Genomic DNA, 19,690 nt, shown 5'->3' with positions numbered 1-19,690 from the left:
CAAAGAAAGCCGATACCTATTTAAACTTTTAAAACAAATTCACGTATAACATAATTCTGAAGGAGAATGTGTTATAATGAAATTTTATAGACTGGGGCTACTTTTTACGTTCATGATCATTGGTTGGTCTATACCGGCACTTTCTCAGCCATTCAGGCTTAACATAACTTCGCTCTCCAGTTCAAATGGCCTTTCGCAAAATACAATTTTAAGCATTTTTAAGGACCAGTATGGCTTTATGTGGTTCGGAACGCAGGACGGCCTCAACAAATTCGATGGGTTTACCTTTACAGTTTATAAACATTTAAGCTCAAAACCAAGTAGCCTGCCGGCCAACACCGTCAATGCCATTAGCGATGACGGGAACGGAAATATGTGGGTCGGCACCCGGGTTGGAGGTCTCAGCCGCTACAACCGGTCAAAAGACGCTTTTACCAACTTCAAAAATGATCCGAAGAACCCCTATTCCATCAGCAACGACAATATTAATGTAATTTATAGCGATAAAAGCTCAAATCTGTGGATAGGGACAGAAAACGGGCTAAACTGTTATGATAAAAAGACTGGCAGGTTCAGCCATTATTTTCATGACCCCAAAGCCCCGGGAAGTTTGGGTAATTCCAACATCATTACGATTTACGAAGATACGCGTCATCGGCTGTGGATAGGTACAGCCGGCGGTTTGAACCTGTTTGACAGGGCAACCGGGAAATGCTCGCGGATTGATGACCGGAATAACCCTGAATATAAATCCGAAATGGTTTTTGCAATAACCGAGGATGAGCAGCAGGGTATTTGGATCGGCACAAATAAAGGACTAAAACTGGTGGATAAAGGGAAGAATAGTTTGCGGCCCTATCAGATAGACCGTGATCGAAATTCTGATGGTGGCTTTAACCCGGTTTACAGCCTGGCGAAAACGCAGGGAAACCGGTTTTGGATAGGCTCTAATACAACGCTGCAGCTATTTGACGCCGCACAGAGAAAAGTCATCCCGATTACCGATAAGACGGATAGTGAAAGCCGGCTTCCCAATGATGGAATCTATTCTTTATTGGAAGACAAATCCGGCATTTTATGGATCGGTACCTCGAGTGAGGGCGTCTCTAAATTCGATAAAAATGTCGCGATCTTTCCGGCTTATAAGGCTTCATTAACAAACACGCCGGCAGCAAAGAACATCGTGAGGGGAATGGCGGAGGATAAAACCGGGAACCTTTACCTGGCTACCGATGTAGGACTTGAATATTTCATACGCTCCAGCAATACTTATGTCTCCTACCGGCATGACGCAAAAAACAAGAACAGCCTTATCAGTAATTATACATCTGCAGTCCTGGTCAGCAAGAAAGATGGAACCGTTTGGATCGGCACCTATTTAAACGGCCTGGACCGCTTTGACCCGAAGACCGGAAATTTCAGGCATTACAAAAAAGGAAATGACCCCGGCGATCTTAGCAGCAATATGATATACGCGCTGCTCGAGGACCGGGCTGGCGATATATGGATAGGTACCGACCAGGGAGGATTGGATAGATTTGATCCCGTTACCGGGACCTTTACAAAGTATTTGCAAGACCCCAAAAAACCAAATGGCATCTGTGATAACTCTATTCATGCGCTTCTGCAGGATAAAAACGATAATATCTGGATAGGTGGCTATTCCAATGGCATTAGCATTTTCAATCCGGTTACTAAAAGTTTTTCGCAGCTGAACATCGGCAACAGCAACCTCAACAGTAACGTGATCAGTGCATTTTATGAAGATAAAAAGAATAATATATGGATAGGTACCGGGGAAGGCGGATTAAACATTTTTAACAGCCTGACCCATAAGATCTCCGCCTTCACAGAACAAAATGGATTGATCAATAATACGGTTAATTATATCACACAAGATGCGGGCGGATATATCTGGGTGACCACATTGAAAGGTATTACCCGCTTAGACGCAGCAGGAAAGCAATTCAAAAACTACAGTCATAACAATGGAATAAAAAGCCTTGAGTTCAATCTTGGCTGCGGGGTGCGATTAAAGAGCGGCGAAATTGCTGCCGGCAGTATCAACGGGTTCAACATCATTGATCCGGAAAGGCTTTATCATAACCGTAACAAACCATCGGTCGTGATTACCGGGTTTGCGCTTTTCAATAAGACGATTGTCGCTGGTGGCCCCAATTCGCCGTTAAAACAGAATATAGAAACGACAAAGGAGCTCGCCTTAACCTATTTGCAATCTGTTTTTACTATCACATATGCGGCTCTCGATTATTCTATCCCCGAAGAGAACCAATACGCGTATAAACTGGAAGGCTTCGACAATGAATGGCGCTTCGTGGGCAACCATCGTAATGCCACCTACACGAACTTAAATCCCGGGACCTATTTTTTTAAAATAAAAGCGGCCAATAACGATGATGTTTGGAATGAAAATGTCACTACACTAAAAATCACTATTATTCCGCCTTACTGGATGACCTGGTGGTTCCGAACCATAGGGGTATTGCTGATTGGCGGCGGGGCATTCGCATTTTACTTTTACCGAATAAATTTTGTAAAAAGGCAAAAAGCCGAGCTGGAAAGCCAGGTGGAAGCCAGGACCCGGGAGATCGGTCAGCAAGCCAACAATCTGCGGAAACTGAACGGGCAACTGCGGGAGCAAAAAGAAACGTTGCAGGATCAATCAGAAGAACTAATGGTGCAATCTGAGGAGCTAATGGCACAATCTCAGGAGCTCAGAGAAAAAACTGACACGCTGGAAGTACTTAATCAGCAATTGGCCGATCAGAAATCACAGGAACACCACGCCCGTGTGCTGGCGGAAACCGCCAGGGTGGAAGCGGATAAGGCTAATATGGCAAAGAGTATTTTCCTGGCGACCATGAGCCACGAGATCCGAACGCCCATGAACGGCGTTCTGGGTATGGCCTCCCTCCTTTCTGAAACCAGGTTGGATATGGAACAGCGGGAGTATACCGATGCCATTCTGACGAGTGGTGAATCCCTGCTCACGGTGATCAATGACATTCTTGACTTTTCCAAGATAGAATCCGGAAAGTTTGAACTGGACCCTCAGGACTTTGAGCTTCGAAAATGTATTGAAGATGTTTTAGAGATCTTTGGAGGCAAGGCAGCAGATACGGGAATTGATTTGGTTTATCAAATTGACGACATGACCCCAACCAATGTCATGGCTGATAATTTACGCCTGCGGCAGATATTAACTAACCTGGTGGGAAATGCCATTAAATTTACCCCTAAAGGTGAAGTATTTATTATGGTTACTTCCGGGCAATCAGACGGAGAAGAGTTTGATCTTTATTTTGAAATCAGGGATACGGGGATAGGGATCCGTGAAGACCAGCTTGAAAATTTATTCAAGGCATTTAACCAGATCGATTCTTCTGTTACGCGTAAATATGGCGGTACAGGGCTTGGGCTGGTTATTTGCGAGCGCCTGGTGGCACTCATGGGGGGCAAGATCAAAGTGAACAGCGTTCCCGGTTCGGGCAGTACGTTTTCCTTCAGTATCAGATGCCGGAAGAGCCCTGAGCTGTTGCCACAGTTTATTTATAAAAATGACGCCTGTAAAGATAAGCGGGTGCTGGTGATCGATGATAATAACACGAATTTGAGGATCATGCAGATCCAGCTAAATAAGTGGAATATGACGGCTGTCGCGGTGTCCTCCGGATTGGAGGCCCTGGACATACTTTCCGGGCAGGAAGAAATCGACCTGGTCATTACCGACATGCAGATGCCGGATATGGATGGCGTAGAACTAAGCACCCGTATCAAAACGATCCGGAAAGACGTACCTATCATTTTACTAAGTTCTATGGGAAACGAAAGTAAAAAATTGTACCCCCACCTTTTTACTTCCGTACTCACCAAGCCGGTCAAGCAGCAGCAACTGTTCCAGGTGATCGCCACGGATCTGAAAAAAGAGCTCCTAACGATACCGGAAGCTAAACAAGCGGTGCTTTCTGAACAGTTCGCTCTTGAATATCCCTTCAGAATATTGGTTGCCGAAGACAATCTCATAAATCAAAAACTGATCATTCGGGTATTAAATAAGCTGGGGTATTTCCCCGATCTGGCCAATGATGGGCTTGAGGTGCTGGACAGGCTAAGTAAAACGGACTATGATCTGGTTTTGATGGATATCCAAATGCCAAATATCGACGGGTTGGAGGCCACACGATTGATACGCAACCAGTACGGAAACAGACCACTTATCGCTGCCATGACCGCCAATGCCATGACCGAGGAGGTGGAGAATTGCATGAACGTGGGCATGGACGATTATCTTTCCAAGCCCATCAACCTTAACCTGCTGATTAACAAGTTAATTTCCCTGTCAGGTAAACTATCCCAGCCTGACAAGAACGGGAGCAGATCAGAATTGAAGCAAAAATAGTCCAGCCTTTTACCGGATGATTGAATGCCGCAAATATTGGACGGGAAAAACATGAACAGTACAATCTTTAACCGCCTGCTGCCTTTAACCACCTGCCGCGCATAAATGTATTAACAAATACATGTTTTCGCTTAACAAATAGAGCTGTTTCATAATGCAACAAGATTGTTATGTTTTGATAATAATGGCTTAACGGGTTCATAACATGCTTGCTTAACCCGGCTGTTACTTTTGCGTATCCATAGGTGTAATGTGGGTAAACGATTTACCTGGTGATCTGCAGATGGATCTTCAATTGATTTACAAATAATCTACTCATGATGATATCGATTTACAAATTCAGTTTTGCAAAAAAATTACTGTTTGCAACGTTATTGATTAACGTTTGTTTTTATGCCCAGGCACAGGTACCGGGCAAAATTGGGCAAACCAATCAGGTTTTATTACCAAATGGATGGAAATTAAGTCCGGCCGGGCGGTCATTGCCTTTGGGCGATCTGCCATTGAATCTGCAATTGAGCACATCGGGGCATTTATTGGCGGTAACCAATAACGGGCAAAGCACGCAATCGGTTCAGCTAATAGACCCTAAAAATGAAAAGAAACTTGATGAAAAAGTATTGGGCAAATCATGGTACGGTTTGGCTTTCAGTCATGACGAGAAGGAACTTTATGTATCCGGAGGTTATGATAACTGGATACTTGACTTTCATTTACAGGATAACAAACTTGGTAACCCCGATACCATAAGGTTAGGCAAACAATGGCCAAAAGATAAAATATGCCCTACCGGCATGGTTGCCAATAAAAATAATACCCGTCTTTACGCCGTAACTAAAGAAGATAGTTCGCTGTATGTTATTGAGCCGGCTACGCGTACTATCGTAAAAAAAGTACAGTTACCCGGCATGGCTTACAGTTGTACCCTGATGCCCGATGAAAAAACCCTATATATTTCTTTATGGGGAGGAGCTAAGGTTGCTGCTTACAATACCGTTTCTGAAAATATTGAAACCACTATTAATACCGGTAACCACCCCAATGAACTGTTGTTAAATAAAAAAGGAACTTATCTTTTTGTAGCCAATGCCAATGACAATACGGTTTCAGTTATCAATACCAAATCAAATAAGGTTATTGAAACTATCTCAACAGTGCTTTATCCTACGCGTTTGGCTGGCTCTACTACAAACGGTTTGGCGCTATCGGCCAATGAAAGCACATTATATATAGCCAATGCCGATAATAATTGTTTAGCGGTATTTGATGTTACCAAGCCAGGCAATAGCAAAAGCCAGGGATTTATACCGGTCGGCTGGTATCCTACCAATGTGAAAACGTTGGGTAACAAAATAATTGTAGCCAATGGAAAGGGTTTAACGTCAATGGCCAATCCTCAGGGACCGCAGCCTTTTGCAAAAGATAATAATCTTGGTATCCATACCGGGATCACCACAAAAAGCAAGATCCAATATATAGGCGGGTTATTTGTCGGTTCTTTATCATTTATTAACCCGCCCAAACCCGAGCAGCAAAAAATTTATACTAAACAGGTATACGCCAATACGCCATTTACCGATAAAAGAACCAGACAGGCCGATGGAGAAGCTGGTAACCCTATCCCACGTAAAGCGGGAGAGAAATCACCTATAAAGTATGTTTTTTATATCATCAAAGAAAACCGCACTTATGACCAGGTTTTAGGCGATATGCCGCAGGGAAATGGCGATAGTTCACTATGCATTTTTGGTAAAAACATTACGCCAAACCAACATGCTATAGCTAATGAGTTTGTTTTGCTTGATAATTTTTATGTAGATGCAGAAGTTAGCGAAGATGGGCACAACTGGAGCATGGGTGCCTATGCCACTGATGTGATTGAAAAAACATGGCCTACCAATTATAGTAGCCGCGGACCAAGTTACTCAGGTGTGGGTTCGTCGCCAAATGATGGTTATATATGGGATTACTGCAAGCGTGCAGGTGTTACGTACAGAAGTTATGGTGAGTTTGGAGCTTATGGCAAGGCCAGCATCAAAGCTTTGCAGGGACACATGGGGCCTCATTCGCCAGGGTTTGACATGAATATTAAAGATCAGGTACGTGCCGATGCCTGGCAGCATGATTTTGATTCGTTGATGACCATTAACGCCGTTCCGCAATTTAATACGTTGCGTATCTCTGATGACCATACCAGCGGACAGCAAAAAGGTAAATATTCGCCTATAGCAGCGGTTGCAGATAATGATCTGGCTGTAGGCCGTATTATAGAGCACCTGGCGCAAAGCTCCATCTGGAAGGAATCAGTTGTGTTTATTCTGGAAGATGATGCACAAGCCGGCCCCGACCATATCGACGCCCACCGCTCTCCGGCATTTGTTGCCGGTCCGTTTGTAAAGCGAAACGCGGTGATCCATAGCATGTATTCTACAACAGGTATGTTGCGTACCATAGAGCTGATACTTGGCCTGCCGCCTATGAGCCAGTACGATGCTGCCGCTTTGCCATTTTATGAATGTTTTACTAATAAGCCTGACCTTACACCTTATAAAGTTAAGCCTGCACAGGTTGATATAGAGCAACGTAATATTGCGGTTAATGAAAGCAGTAAACGGTCAGAATTGTTCAATTTTGCCAGGGAAGATGCCGCGCCTGATCTGGACCTGAACGAGGTGATCTGGAAATCGATAAAGGGCGAAAACTCAATAATGCCCGCGCCTAAAAGAAGCGCTTTTGTTATCCTGGAAAAGAAAAAGAAGGATGACGACGATTAAATCCGGCATACCTAATAAAACAACCAGAAAGAGAATCACTGCTGTCCTGTCAGGGCAGTAATATCTACATAAACAAAAGCGAATAATTGAACAATTTATTCTACAGAAAGTTACTTATGAAGTTATTTAAATCATTCTTGCCTCTTTTGTTACCTGTATTTTGCCTGTTCTCGTGCAGTAAATCATCTAATGATCAGCAAATACAAGTATCAGGGCAGGAATTCCATGCGGGTTCATATATCCAAAACGGCGATACCCTAAATTCCAAAAACAAATCAAACGGGAGGGCGATTAAAGGAACGCTTAAAGCAGGACAAACTTATTATTTAAGCAGTGATTATGCAGCTGCTACTATTAATAAAGGTGATACATTGGTTATACAAAGTGGTGTTAAGGTATATATCATAGGCCCGGTAACCGGGGCTACCGCTATCGGCACACAAGAACACGCGCCCGGTATATTAGTGAACGGTACATTGCTGTCATTAGGAACCAAAGAAAGTCCTAATCTGTTCACTGTTCAAAATACCGCTTTAAAATCAGACCCAGCTAAAGACCCGCAGAGTCCTAACACCGACCCGGCTTTTAAAGGTTATTGGGGCGGGATAGAGGGTAGCACAACCTCCGGGGATATTATTCTAAAATGGACCCGTTTTGAATATTTGGGAGGTTTAACCCCTGCAAACTCCCCAATCCGCGCAACATTGGACAGCTATGGTATCTTTTTCCAAAACCCTAATGCCAATTTTGTTTTGGAAGATTGCTGGTTGTATGGTTCACATAACGACATGATCAGAGTTGCCGGCGGTAAGTTTGAAATAATGCGTAACACCTTTGAAAAGGTGGGTTTTATAGCAGGTGAATGTGTTAACGTTAAGAGTGGTAGTGTGGGAGATATTGCATACAATTTAGCTGTTGGGGGTACGGGAAACTGCTTTAAATCAGCTAACGCGGGTGGCTTATCGCCCCAGGCTAATATGGCTTGTTATAATAATACCATGATAAGCGGCGGATATCGCCAGCAAAAAGCCGGAGAAGGTGGTTCACTTGATTTTGAAAACGGTGGCAGGGGTTTGGCCTATAATAACTTTATAGTTAACTGTGCTTATGGTTTAAGTGTTTTAGGTGGTTCTGGTACCGTACCCGCTGCAGATACGGTTAACATCAAATATGGTTATACTTATAATTATGGCGACAATACCGCTATTACAACACAGTTTTTGCCTGCAGGCTTTATAACCCGGGTACAAACCGGCGATATTAACGGTGGTAATAAAACCACTCCGGGAGCAAACAACCCACTGTTTATAAATTACCCGCTTCCTGCTGCTGCTAATACTCAATTCATTAACGCCGATTATGTAGGTGGTTATAACTTCAGGCTACAATCCGGTTCGCCGGCTATAGGTAAAGGCTATACTGGTTTTAGTCCGCTGGCTATAGTAAAAGTGGACAAGATATTTGGAGCTACAGAAATTACACCTCCAGGTAAAGATATTGGTGCTTATCAAGTTGATGGAACGGGTAATCAGCACTAAAAAAAACAGTCATCCGGCAATACAAATAATAAGGCTTTCATTTTTGTTATTTGTATTGCTGTGCTTTAGTTATTGCGCTTTCGCATCATCTATTAAAGTTAGGGTAACAGATCAGGCAACTCAAAAGCCCATTGCAAATGTACTTGTTAAAATAAGCAGTGCCGTAGTTACGGGGTTTACTGATGCTGCCGGTGTTTGCTATTTAGATAAAATTCCCGCCGGAAATATTAGTGTAATGTTTTCGGCGGTGAATTATAAGCAGCAAACCATAAACCTGACCATATCCGGAGATAAAACAACGGAGTTAAATGTTTCCCTCGAAAAACTGCAGATTGCTTTAAACGAGGTTGTTATTACAGCCAGGGTAAATCCGAGATCGGATCAGCAATCAAGGCTTACCGAAAGAAATACTATAGCCGCGGTAGACATAGCCTCGGGGGATTTGATTGAGCATACAGGCAGTATTAGTGCAGGCGATGTTGTTCAGCACATTCAGGGGCTTTCTATAACCCGTACCAGCACTGGTAACACTGATAAGGCCATTATCAGGGGTATGGAAGCTAAATATAGCTATACGCTTATAAACGGGTTCAAAATACCGAGCCCTGATGATAAAAGCCGGTATATATCACTTGACCTGTTTCCGGCCGGGCTATTGCAAAGTGTACAGGTTTATAAATCATTAACGGCCGATATGGAAGGCGATGCCATTGGCGGTGTGGTAAATATGGTGATGCGCCAGCCACCTGATGATCCGTTGCTGCAGGTAAATTTGAATACCGGCTATAGCGGGCATTATTTTGATAAGCAGTACCGTACATTTAATAGTGATGTTGTTCAAAATCATTCACCTTATGAACGTTTTGGGCTATCCCATTACGCAACCGGGGCCGATTTTTCAAAGGATAATCTTTCCTTTCAAAATAGCCGGCCATTGCCCGATGTTAATTTTAACTTATTGATTGGCCGTAAGTTTTTTAACAACAAATTAGGTTTTATTGCTGCCGCTGATTATAAGAATATTAAGACCGGGTCTGATGGTTTTTTTATCCCTTTGAACACGCAGCCTAATTTAAATAACGTTCCTGCCTTTTCTGATTTTTATAAGCATAGTTACTATAATAACAAAATTGCTGTAAGCACCAGCGAACAGTTTGTTTTTAGGCCCGATAGCGTAAACAAATTTACGTTAAGCCATTTTTATCTTGACCAAAAAGATATAGAAACCCGCAGTACAGTTGATACCAGCCTGATATTAGGAAGATCGGGGGTTGGTACCGGACGAATTTATGTTAGCGACCGCTCACGCGTTCATGAACAACAGATCAATAATATTAACCTTAAGGGTAATCATAGTTATCATGATTTAAGTGTTGATTGGGCAGGTCAGTTTTCGATAGCCAACGGCCGGTACCCGGATTGGTCGGAATTAACTGCCAACACAGGCAGGTTATTAGCTCCTGATAATACAATAGTACAGTCGCCTTTATTATTAGCGCCACTTAACCGGATCTGGTTGAGCAATAAAGAAAAAGACCTGGACATTTATCTTGACCTGCACTATAAACCTGAATTTTTTAACCAAAAGCTTACACTGAGCGGTGGTGGCCTCATCCGGCGCAAAAACAGAGATAATTTTTATAACTCCTATACATTTACACCAACCATTAACGAACCTTTTACCGATATTAATAACGCGGTTTGGATAAATGATAACGGGCCTCAAAATCCGCTTGGCAATGTAAATAATCCTAATAATTATACAGCGAAAGAAGATATCAATGCCTTTTACATCATGGCAGATCTGCAAAGCGGCCGGTCGGAGTTTTCAGGGGGGCTCAGGTTGGAGCAAACCGATCAAAACTTTATTTCTACACTTGATCCCAATGTAAGCTATGGCAAAATTGTAAATATTAGCTATAAAGACTGGTTGCCCGATTTACATTGGAAGTACGCGCTTAATGATAAACAACAGCTTAAAGCCAGTTACTTTAAAGGTATTTCGCGCCCGGCTTTGTATGATATTACTTTTGCCACCATAGCTTATGAGGACTATCTTGTTGCCGGAAATCCTTTTTTAAAACGAACCCAGGCAGACAATTTTGATTTAAATTATACCGGGTATCAAACAAAAAGCATGCAATTAAAAGCTTCGGTATTTTATAAACACATTGTTGATGCTTACGAGAAAACACTACTTAACGGGGATGACGAGCTTTACCCCATACCTCAAAACGGATTAAACTACACACCCGCCGGGCAATTAACCGAGCAGTTAAAAAACACCGGTACTGCTGTCAATTATGGTGCAGAGCTTTCTTACAGCTATAGCTGGTTAAACTTTGTTATTACAGGTAGCTATACCTATACCTCATCTAACATCACCCGTATGAAAAAACTGTTAACCAGGGCCAATCCGGATAATCCTGCCAGCAACCTGGTTACCGTTACCAAAGCCGAACAGGGGCCTTTGGAAGGGCAGTCAAAACATTTGGCTAATATTAATTTGCTTTATAAAAACGTACCGGGTAACTGGCTTGCAAACTTGTCTGTTATTTATACTGGTAAACGTATCGACCTTGTTTCGCCATGGTATAACCTTGATTATTGGCAACGACAGAATATAACGGTTAATTTATCGGCAGAAAAAAAACTAAGCAATAAATTCAAACTCAGGTTAAGTGCCGCTAATCTTTTTAATAATGGTATTATTGATGATATTTTAGTTCCTAACCCCAATGGTTCAGGAAACTTATTGCCCGGCCAGCTGCAAACCAGCAAGATCACTATTTTAAAACAGAATTTTTCGGCATATTACCAGTTAGGCTTAAGTTACCAGCTGTAAGAGCGCTTCTTTAGATAATAATTTAAAAAGTTCTCTTTAGTTAGATCTGTCTTTAGTTAATTGCATAGATAAAATTCCATTATAAACCTCTAATAGATTGATATACCTGTCTTTCCAGTCTTTATCAAAAACGTTATTATTAAAAGCGGATAAATTTTGTGATTTCTCAAAATCTTCTTTCCTAAAATATTCAGGGAAATCTTCTGAAAAATTGTGATTAATGGCCTCTCCTATCCGGGCGATATATTCCTTTTTCAAATATTGCTGGCTAAACCAGTTATAAAGCGATCTGCGGTTGATATTTAACAACCTTGCTAATTCGCTAATATTGTGCCCATTTCTTCTTACACGAAATTCGACGATTTGACCGTAATGCGTTTCCATAGCAGGTAATTGATAAACAGTGAGATAATTATTTTGCAAATTTCCCGCCAATTATAAGGCGAAAGAATTTGAAGCGCCATCTTATGTTTAAACAATTGATAATATGCATTTTATCAACCCAAAAAATTCCAGATAGTACTCAAAAAAACTAATTATTTAAATCGTACAGACAAGTACGCATAGATTAAATTATCAAAACACCTCGACTAATGAGAAATTTAAAACACAATTTGGGCAATTAGTTTCACATTTTGAATTTTCAATCTTGTTAAATTATTTATACCGACACTTTATTAACTCACATTAAAACGGCGCCAGATAAATAATACATAGCTACCCGTTACAAACTGGAAAGTAGGTAACAAGCATAATATCCGAATTACAATAACCTTGAATTTTCATTCCTATTCCATTCCATGTCCTATGGTTATGATTTAGCGATATTGCAGTTAGGCATGTTCTATTGCCTCATTTTTGCAGCCATGCTCAAGGTGGTATGCGGCACGGCCCGTAAGCGTTCTTTCGGTATTAATTTACCGGTTTCGCGGCAAATGCCATAAGTTTTATTTTCAATTCGAATGAGCGCCGCTTCCAACTGGTCAATAAATTTTTTCTGACGGGATGCGAGTTGATTAAGAGATTCTTTTTCGAGCGTTGCTGATCCGTCTTCCAGTGTCTTTGACGAACCTGCCGTATCATCTGTGCCGTTGGAATTAGAGGAACTGATCGATGACGACAAGTCCATTAACTCTTCCCTTGCTGCTTTAATTTTTTCCATGATCAACGCTTTGAACTCCTGCAGCTCAATTTCATTATATCTTGTTTTTTCCGTTTCCTGATTCATAATACTTTAAGTTATCTATCACCAGCCGCTGGCTATCTATTTTCCAGATATGCTTAGTGCTGGCTGACGTAGAACGTCAATATAATATAATAGTTTTGATCTTCTGCATTATTTGTACCAGCATAAAAAGTTTATACACCTTATATCTCTTATTTACACATTTTGCGCCAGCGAATGCTGTATGAAAGTTTAAATGAGGATAGCGAAGGACTAAGACCATCGGAAAAACAAACAATAAATTATCCGTGGTCTGCAGTTATGATCATGAACAGGTTATGATAAAAAAGCTTATTTTCACTTTAATTATAAATCCTTAAAATTATAGGTATATGCCTGCCAATCACTTATCGCCCGTACAAATTACCCAAAGGTCATGGTCTAAATTCTTTAAAAAACAACTGTTTGCAGCAAGTTTATGCTTTTTGTTTTTTAATCATACACTTTATGCCCAAAAAACAAGCTCCTTCCCTATCGGTATACCTGAAGCGGAAGGCGTTTCATCTGCCGGGATCGATAGTTTTCTGCATGCGGCTGCACAAAGCAAACACGAGTTTCATAGTTTTATGTTTTTGCGCCATGGCAAAGTGATTGCCCAGGGCTGGTGGAACCCCTATCAGCCAACGCTAAGGCATAGTTTGTATAGTTGCAGCAAAAGCTTTACCTCCACAGCCATTGGCTTTGCAGTTAGCGAAAAGCGGCTGTCAGTAAATGATAAGGTGATCTCCTTTTTTCATGGTAGTTTGCCGGATACCATAAAGCCCTACCTTGCCGCGCTTACTATAAAGGATCTTTTAACCATGACTGTTGGACAAGCCACCGACCCTACTTTTGCAATTGCATCAAGAGAAGACGATTGGGTTAAATCCTTCCTGGCATTACCTATAGCATACAAACCAGGTAGTCAATTTTTGTACAATTCCCTGGCTACGTTTATGCTATCGGCCATCGTACAAAAAGTAACCGGGCAAAAAGAAGTTGATTATCTTAAACCGCGCCTCTTTGATCCATTGGGAATAAAGGGTATCGACTGGGAAATTAATAAGCAGGGTATCAATACAGGTGGCTGGGGACTGCGTGTAAAAACGGAGGATATGGCTAAACTGGGGCAACTTTACCTGCAAAAAGGCGTATGGAACGGAAAACAGGTATTACCAAAAGAGTGGATTGAAGAAGCTACCACTTTTAAAATTGACCAGGCGCCCGGCGTAGCCCAAAGTAAAAGAGATTCGAGTGACTGGATGCAGGGTTATTGCTATCAATTCTGGCGCTGTCGTAATAACGCATTCCGGGCCGATGGTGCTTTCGGCCAGTATATTGTTGTGATGCCTGATCAGGATGCTGTAATTGCGATCACTTCGGAAACAAGTGATATGCAGGGAGTGCTTAACCTGGTATGGAAGTATTTGCTGCCATCCATGCGCCCGCAGGCCTTGCCGATTGATAAAGCTAAAGATGATCAGCTTAAAAAACATTTAGCCGCTTTAAGTTTACCCCCGGCAGCCAATACGGGCAACCACACAAATAATACATTCAACAAGACCTTTTCCATTCAACCAAATGATTTACATATTAACTCGATAAGCTTTAACATGACCAATAATGTTTGCCATGTCACCATAAAAAAAGATTCGGCAAGCTATACGCTTAATTTTGAAACAGGCAAATGGCTACCAGGTAAAACGAATATGCAGGGCCCTGGTTTAGTTTCCGGAGCCCGGGAAGACTTTTCTCTGTTGCTACCTTATAAAGTTGAGGGCAGTTATGGATGGAATGACGGCCATACATTGCAATTAAAACTACGTTATATAGAAAGCCCGCATACAGAAACCATCACCTGCCACTTTAACAATCAGCAATTAAACGCGGATGTGGAGTATAGTTTCAATTATGGAAGAAATAAGGTAGCGTTACACGGGGAATTAATTAAATAAAAGATACACTACTAATATAACAGATCACTCAGGGTAAAAAACAAAAACTTTACACATATATAGACTGTTACAGTTTGGATAGGAAGCCGTTGCCGGGAATCATTACATTTGAATAAAGCCTTTAACTATGAACCAAATCAACAAAGAAGACATTAAGCAGGAAGTGTTTGACCTGTATGATGACTACGCACACGACCGGCTTAGCCGCCGTTTATTTGTAGAAAAGCTATCTCTTTATGCAGTTGGCGGTTTAACTGTACCTGCACTAATGAGTTTCCTGATGCCCGATTATAAAGGGAACGTGCAGATCAAGGCTGATGATCCCCGCTTAAAATCAGAATATATCAATTATCCCTCACCAAAAGGTGGCGGAACTATCAAAGGATTACTATCAAAACCTATTGATGCTCAAAAGAAACTTGGGGGCATCATAGTGGTTCATGAAAACAGGGGGTTAAACCCCTACATTGAAGATGTGGCACGAAGAGCCGCACTGGCAGGATTTATTTCGCTTGCGCCCGATGCCTTAACGCCCCTGGGCGGCTACCCGGGTAATGATGATGCGGGGCGCACCTTGCAAAGTAAAAGGGACAAAGGCGAAATGGAAGAGGATTTTATAGCGGCATATGATTACCTTAAAAATCACAAAGACTGTAACGGTAAGGTAGGTGTTGTGGGTTTTTGTTTTGGCGGTGGTATAGCCAATATGATGGCCGTTCGTATACCTGAACTGGCCGCAGCTGTACCCTTTTATGGAAGCCAGCCTGCTACCAGCGACGTGCCTAAAATTAAAGCACCCCTGATGTTGCACTATGCATCGCTGGATACACGGATTACGGAAGGCTGGCCGCCCTACGAAGCCGCTTTAAAAGCGAATGGTAAAAAATACCAGGCGTTTATTTACGAAAACGTAAACCACGGCTTCCATAACGATACAACACCCCGTTATGACAAAACCGCGGCAGAACTTGCATGGAAACGCACTATTGATTTTTTCACTGAGCATTTGACATAGTGCGCCCACATTGCACACGCAAAGTATAAATATGAAAAAAGCTTGAATCTTTCGGCTTTAGAAACCCTTATTTTCTATTTTTCCAGGGTCCAGCATGCGCATTCTATAGCAGTTCATAGCGGTTTCGCCTAATTGTGCTATGAGGTGGTAGTTTGCAATAGCACCCACAGCAGCTCCAATCAAAGGTATTAACTGGGCCATTTTTGCGAGGTCTATATAGTCACGATATTCCTGCTGAAAAGTGCGCCAGTCAAACTCATCAGCATCAGCAGGTAAAAGAATGCTATAGCTTTCCCAGTTTTGCAATAAACCGTAGATCTCGTTTCGCCGTTGCTGACTGGAGTAAGTAAGCTGGAAAATGTAAAGTATATATAGCCTTTCTTTATAATCCTTTACATTGAAACCGTATAAAGCTGCAATATTAAAAAGCAGTTTCATTTTAATACCAATAAGTACAGGGAACTCAGCAAATCCCATTAATATACCTCCTGTGCCTGTAATGGCCCCTTCTATCGTAGCAGTTTTTTGATAAAAATTTATTTGCCGTTTTATATAACTCTCTCTTAATTGAAAGGAAGCATTGGTAGCAAGCCTGTCGGTGGTTGTGTATTTAGCTCCGAAAAGTACTGCCTTAACCATTTTTTCGATAGTTACTGTTATTACTTTGTGAACCTTTTCTGGTATAATATTATTGATCTTGTTCTGTATACCCTTCGCTATCCGGTTAGTAAGAGACGGTTTCTTTTGCATCTTTTGCTTCCAGTCATTTAACAGTAAATAAGCTTTTTTTTCGTAGGCGGTCATACAGTTAGCATTACTTTAAATGGTAGATTGTTATTAAGTGGTAATGTTACTACCAACAACAAAACAGCCTCCTTGTTAGATGGTTGTTTAGATACTTTTAAGTGGACGCAGAATCCAGGACATTTTTACCACTCACCCATAGTTTAAATTACATTGGAAATAGTACCTTCCCTATTGGCTTGGAATATGCTTGCGCAAGATGGCATAAAGATTATCCAGGTCAAATGGCTTGGGGATATAGTCGTCAAAGCCATACCGATCATAAACATCATGAATGTTGCTGTTGCAGCTCAGCGCAATGACAGGAAGATGCGGGTACCTCGCTTTGATCTTCCGGCAAATGTCGATACAGACCGTACCATCCAACCGGGAATCCAACATGACTACATGCGGCCGTAATTCATCAATCAATTCCAGGAAATTGCTATCACAGGTCAATACGGAAAATACCCGGAAGTTTTCAAGCTCTAAGGCTGTAGCTAAGATTTCAAGAACAGCCGCGTCGGTGTCCTGGATTATAATTGTTTCCATCTCCCTAAAATTTAAATAAGCTCCCAAAAAGGATGAAACTTAGAGAATTATGTTCGTTTTGGTTGATTAGATAAAGTTAATCATAAACGCTTACAACCGAACGTTGTATAATGATGTATTTATTGATATAAATTGCGTAGATATGATGAACCGAGTGCTTAATATTCAAGCAATTACGTTAGCTGTTTCAAAGATAAAAATACCATCCCAAATTCTTCTCAGCCTATTTTTTTGAACTGTCAGGATCGCCTGATTGATCCTGAGTATTTTGTAAGCTTTTTACAGGAGGCCATTGCGAATGTTCAGTATCCAGAATTGCTTCTACCCTTGTAACAAAAACTGATTCTTTGTCCACACCGGTTGCAGCATAAGGTCCAATATTGAAGTTGTAGTAATGAATTTCGGGCTTTAGCTTTTCATATGTTGAACGATATTTGACCCATAATTCCTGATAGTTAAAGGTTTTTAAGCCGGTTGTTAAAATTGCTACGATGCTGGAAATTATTACAACCAGGAGGTTTACGTTAATCAATGGAGAAATATTAATAGCACCTGATTTTATTCCATTCAAAGCTGCCACTACCGGAGTTAACGCAGATAGAACAATTAATATCCATTGAAACAGCTTATACCTTTTTTGATTTTTTGCCGAAGCCTGCCTATAATAATCCAATTGTTTATTATAACGATCATCAAGGTATTTATCAAATGTGGTTTTGTCCATTTGAGTGGAGATTTGGTTATTTAAAGATAATGAAAAGGCTTCGTTATAATAAAGAATTAAAAGAAGCATAGGTTAAAAGAGCAGGCCTGATATTTTTTTGGTTTTAATGAATATTAAAAGTTAAATTAATCTATTATTAAAAAGCTATAATGTCTCTTAAAACTATAAAGATCTTTCTTGCTTCTTCGTCAGAATTGAAGGCTGACAGAGATGAGTTTCGTATTTTTATAAGCAGAGAAAATGACAGGCTTCACAAACAGGGTATTTACCTTGAAATACTGCAGTGGGAATACTTCCTTGATGCTATTTCTGATACCAGGCTACAAAACGAGTATAATAAAGCCATCAGGGAATGTGACATTGTGCTTTGTCTCTTTTTTACAAAAGTAGGAAAATACACTGCCGAAGAATTTGACACAGCTTACCAGATTTTTAAGGATACGGGCAGACCCAGAATATGGACATATTTTAAAGACGCGCCTCTTAATTCGGGGTCAATTACAGAGGAGTTTAATTCATTATTGGCTTTTAGGAAAAAAATCAGTGAACTGGGTCACTTCAAAACAGTATATACCAGCATTGATAATTTGAAGTATCAGTTTAAAAACCAGTTGGATGACATTTTGCCGGAGATAGGCATGCCTGGTAAATCCTTACAGCAAACCGTGGATAAAACTGAAACTTCAGCAAACAGAAATGAGCCTAAACGAAATTCCTTTAATGAAATACTCACACGCCGTTTGATGGAAGCCATTCGGGTTCATAGCCCGAGGGCAGCTAAATTTTTAGAAAATGCATCAAGAATGGCAGCCGACTGGGAAACGCAAAGCCTCTTCAGTGACCCCGCCAAAGAGATTATTGCCTTTAGTTTTGTAGGCGTGTTAGGTATCCAGCTTCGTAAGCTCATGGCAATTGGTAAAGAGGAGATGTCGGTTAATAAACTTAGAAAATACCTGGAGAACTGTCAGCTCACTGCAAAAAGAATTTTACAACTCCTGTGCTTTTCACTTATTTCAAAATTATGGGATTACAGGAAGGACAAAAATTACACCCTTTCTCCAGCCCAAACTGTTATCTGCAAAAATTTTTTTGAAGATGAATTTGAGCTGGACATCAATGGTCTCACCAGTTTATTAAAAACCCTGATTTCAATTTTCATAGATAATGAATTGGATTTCCCTATAACAGAGTTGAATGATTTTTCATCAAACCTGCAAACAGAAAGCGACTTCTTAAAGGCTTGTTCAGGGTTGCAGGCAATCAATGTTTTGTCGGGCAACCCTCCTTTTACGGAATCCAACTGCAGTGATGCAGAATTACATTTAACGGTTGTTCTCGAACATTTAAAATTCCTCGTTAATTACAGGATGGTGTCTATTAAATCCATAGGCTACTTCGAAATGCGTAACACTAAACCTCATTACCTGTATAATTATACGGTGTTAGGTATCGACAACAAATCAAATGTAAACCAGGAAAGGATAAATTATGCGGAAACGCCCATAAATACCGACGCGGTTTTGCTTTATAAAGGCAGTTACCAACAGAACCTTAATCTTTTTCCATTTATTATTGATGTAAACGCCCTGGCATTTGAAGGCGGCGCAAAAATTTGCTTTTATGCCTCACATGATAACACGGATAAAAGCTTGAACTATGTTTTTTTGGAAGATAATAGTGTAGTCAATATTGTTAATACCGGAACGGTAAAACCGGGTATTGATTTCAACGAACTGTTGCTCGACCCTCAAAAATTCAAGGACATGCGTTTCGACAACGTATTTAATCTTTTTAATGAAGCAGAAAAAGCAATTACAGGAATGGAAGAAGATGAAGAAGATATAGATGATGATTTTGAGCCATCTTTTCTAAAATGACCT

Annotated in this window: 12 protein-coding genes; 7 read left to right on the top strand and 5 right to left on the bottom strand. The window is 41.0% G+C overall.

Annotated elements, in window-relative coordinates; translation table 11 throughout:
• Positions 1 to 76 precede the first annotated feature (76 nt).
• From M2273_RS12820 to M2273_RS12805, 4 genes are all read left to right on the top strand, one after another.
• Positions 77 to 4,420, top strand: a complete 4,344-nt coding sequence (locus M2273_RS12820; RefSeq protein ID WP_429397353.1) for a two-component regulator propeller domain-containing protein — start codon at positions 77 to 79, stop codon at positions 4,418 to 4,420.
• Between the two features lie 317 nt (positions 4,421 to 4,737).
• Positions 4,738 to 7,194 carry an alkaline phosphatase family protein gene (locus M2273_RS12815; RefSeq protein ID WP_429397351.1) on the top strand — a complete coding sequence of 819 codons (2,457 nt, stop codon included), beginning with the start codon at positions 4,738 to 4,740 and terminating at the stop codon, positions 7,192 to 7,194.
• Positions 7,195 to 7,310: 116 nt separating this feature from the next.
• Positions 7,311 to 8,732, top strand: coding sequence for a hypothetical protein (locus M2273_RS12810; protein WP_429397349.1), 1,422 nt, complete (start codon positions 7,311 to 7,313; stop codon positions 8,730 to 8,732).
• Complete coding sequence (locus tag M2273_RS12805) at positions 8,710 to 11,577, top strand: TonB-dependent receptor domain-containing protein (RefSeq protein WP_429397348.1); 2,868 nt, start codon at positions 8,710 to 8,712, stop codon at positions 11,575 to 11,577. Before M2273_RS12810 ends, M2273_RS12805 begins: the two co-directional genes overlap by 23 nt.
• A 36-nt stretch (positions 11,578 to 11,613) precedes the next feature.
• On the opposite strand, the gene M2273_RS12800 is transcribed toward M2273_RS12805, so the two are convergent.
• Positions 11,614 to 11,961 carry a helix-turn-helix domain-containing protein gene (locus tag M2273_RS12800; protein ID WP_429397346.1) on the bottom strand — a complete coding sequence of 116 codons (348 nt, stop codon included), beginning with the start codon at positions 11,959 to 11,961 and terminating at the stop codon, positions 11,614 to 11,616.
• A 460-nt stretch (positions 11,962 to 12,421) separates the two neighbouring features.
• Positions 12,422 to 12,805, bottom strand: coding sequence for a TraR/DksA family transcriptional regulator (locus M2273_RS12795; protein WP_429397344.1), 384 nt, complete (start codon positions 12,803 to 12,805; stop codon positions 12,422 to 12,424).
• A gap of 329 nt (positions 12,806 to 13,134) precedes the next feature.
• On the opposite strand from M2273_RS12795, the gene M2273_RS12790 reads away from it, so the two are divergent.
• Both M2273_RS12790 and M2273_RS12785 read left to right on the top strand, forming a co-directional pair.
• Positions 13,135 to 14,736, top strand: coding sequence for a serine hydrolase domain-containing protein (locus M2273_RS12790; protein ID WP_429397342.1), 1,602 nt, complete (start codon positions 13,135 to 13,137; stop codon positions 14,734 to 14,736).
• Positions 14,737 to 14,863: 127 nt separating this feature from the next.
• On the top strand, positions 14,864 to 15,751 hold the full coding sequence (locus tag M2273_RS12785; RefSeq protein ID WP_429397340.1) for a dienelactone hydrolase family protein: 888 nt from the start codon (positions 14,864 to 14,866) through the stop codon (positions 15,749 to 15,751).
• A gap of 57 nt (positions 15,752 to 15,808) precedes the next feature.
• On the opposite strand, the gene M2273_RS12780 is transcribed toward M2273_RS12785, so the two are convergent.
• The 3 genes from M2273_RS12780 to M2273_RS12770 all read right to left on the bottom strand — a co-directional run bounded on the left by M2273_RS12780 (position 15,809) and on the right by M2273_RS12770 (position 17,810).
• Positions 15,809 to 16,555, bottom strand: a complete 747-nt coding sequence (locus M2273_RS12780; protein ID WP_429397338.1) for an EcsC family protein — start codon at positions 16,553 to 16,555, stop codon at positions 15,809 to 15,811.
• Between the two features lie 171 nt (positions 16,556 to 16,726).
• Positions 16,727 to 17,086 carry a response regulator gene (locus M2273_RS12775; protein WP_429397336.1) on the bottom strand — a complete coding sequence of 120 codons (360 nt, stop codon included), beginning with the start codon at positions 17,084 to 17,086 and terminating at the stop codon, positions 16,727 to 16,729.
• Positions 17,087 to 17,309: 223 nt separating this feature from the next.
• The gene (locus tag M2273_RS12770) at positions 17,310 to 17,810 is read right to left on the bottom strand and encodes a DUF4231 domain-containing protein (protein WP_429397334.1); all 501 of its coding nucleotides are present in this window, start codon (positions 17,808 to 17,810) and stop codon (positions 17,310 to 17,312) included.
• A gap of 149 nt (positions 17,811 to 17,959) precedes the next feature.
• Between M2273_RS12770 and M2273_RS12765 the strand changes: the two genes are divergently transcribed.
• Positions 17,960 to 19,687, top strand: coding sequence for a hypothetical protein (locus M2273_RS12765; protein WP_429397332.1), 1,728 nt, complete (start codon positions 17,960 to 17,962; stop codon positions 19,685 to 19,687).
• Positions 19,688 to 19,690: the final 3 nt, after the last annotated feature.

It is taken from the genome of Mucilaginibacter lappiensis, from assembly GCF_050433765.1.
GTDB classification, from domain to species: domain Bacteria; phylum Bacteroidota; class Bacteroidia; order Sphingobacteriales; family Sphingobacteriaceae; genus Mucilaginibacter; species Mucilaginibacter lappiensis_A.
This window is presented reverse-complemented; position numbering and strand designations above follow the sequence as displayed.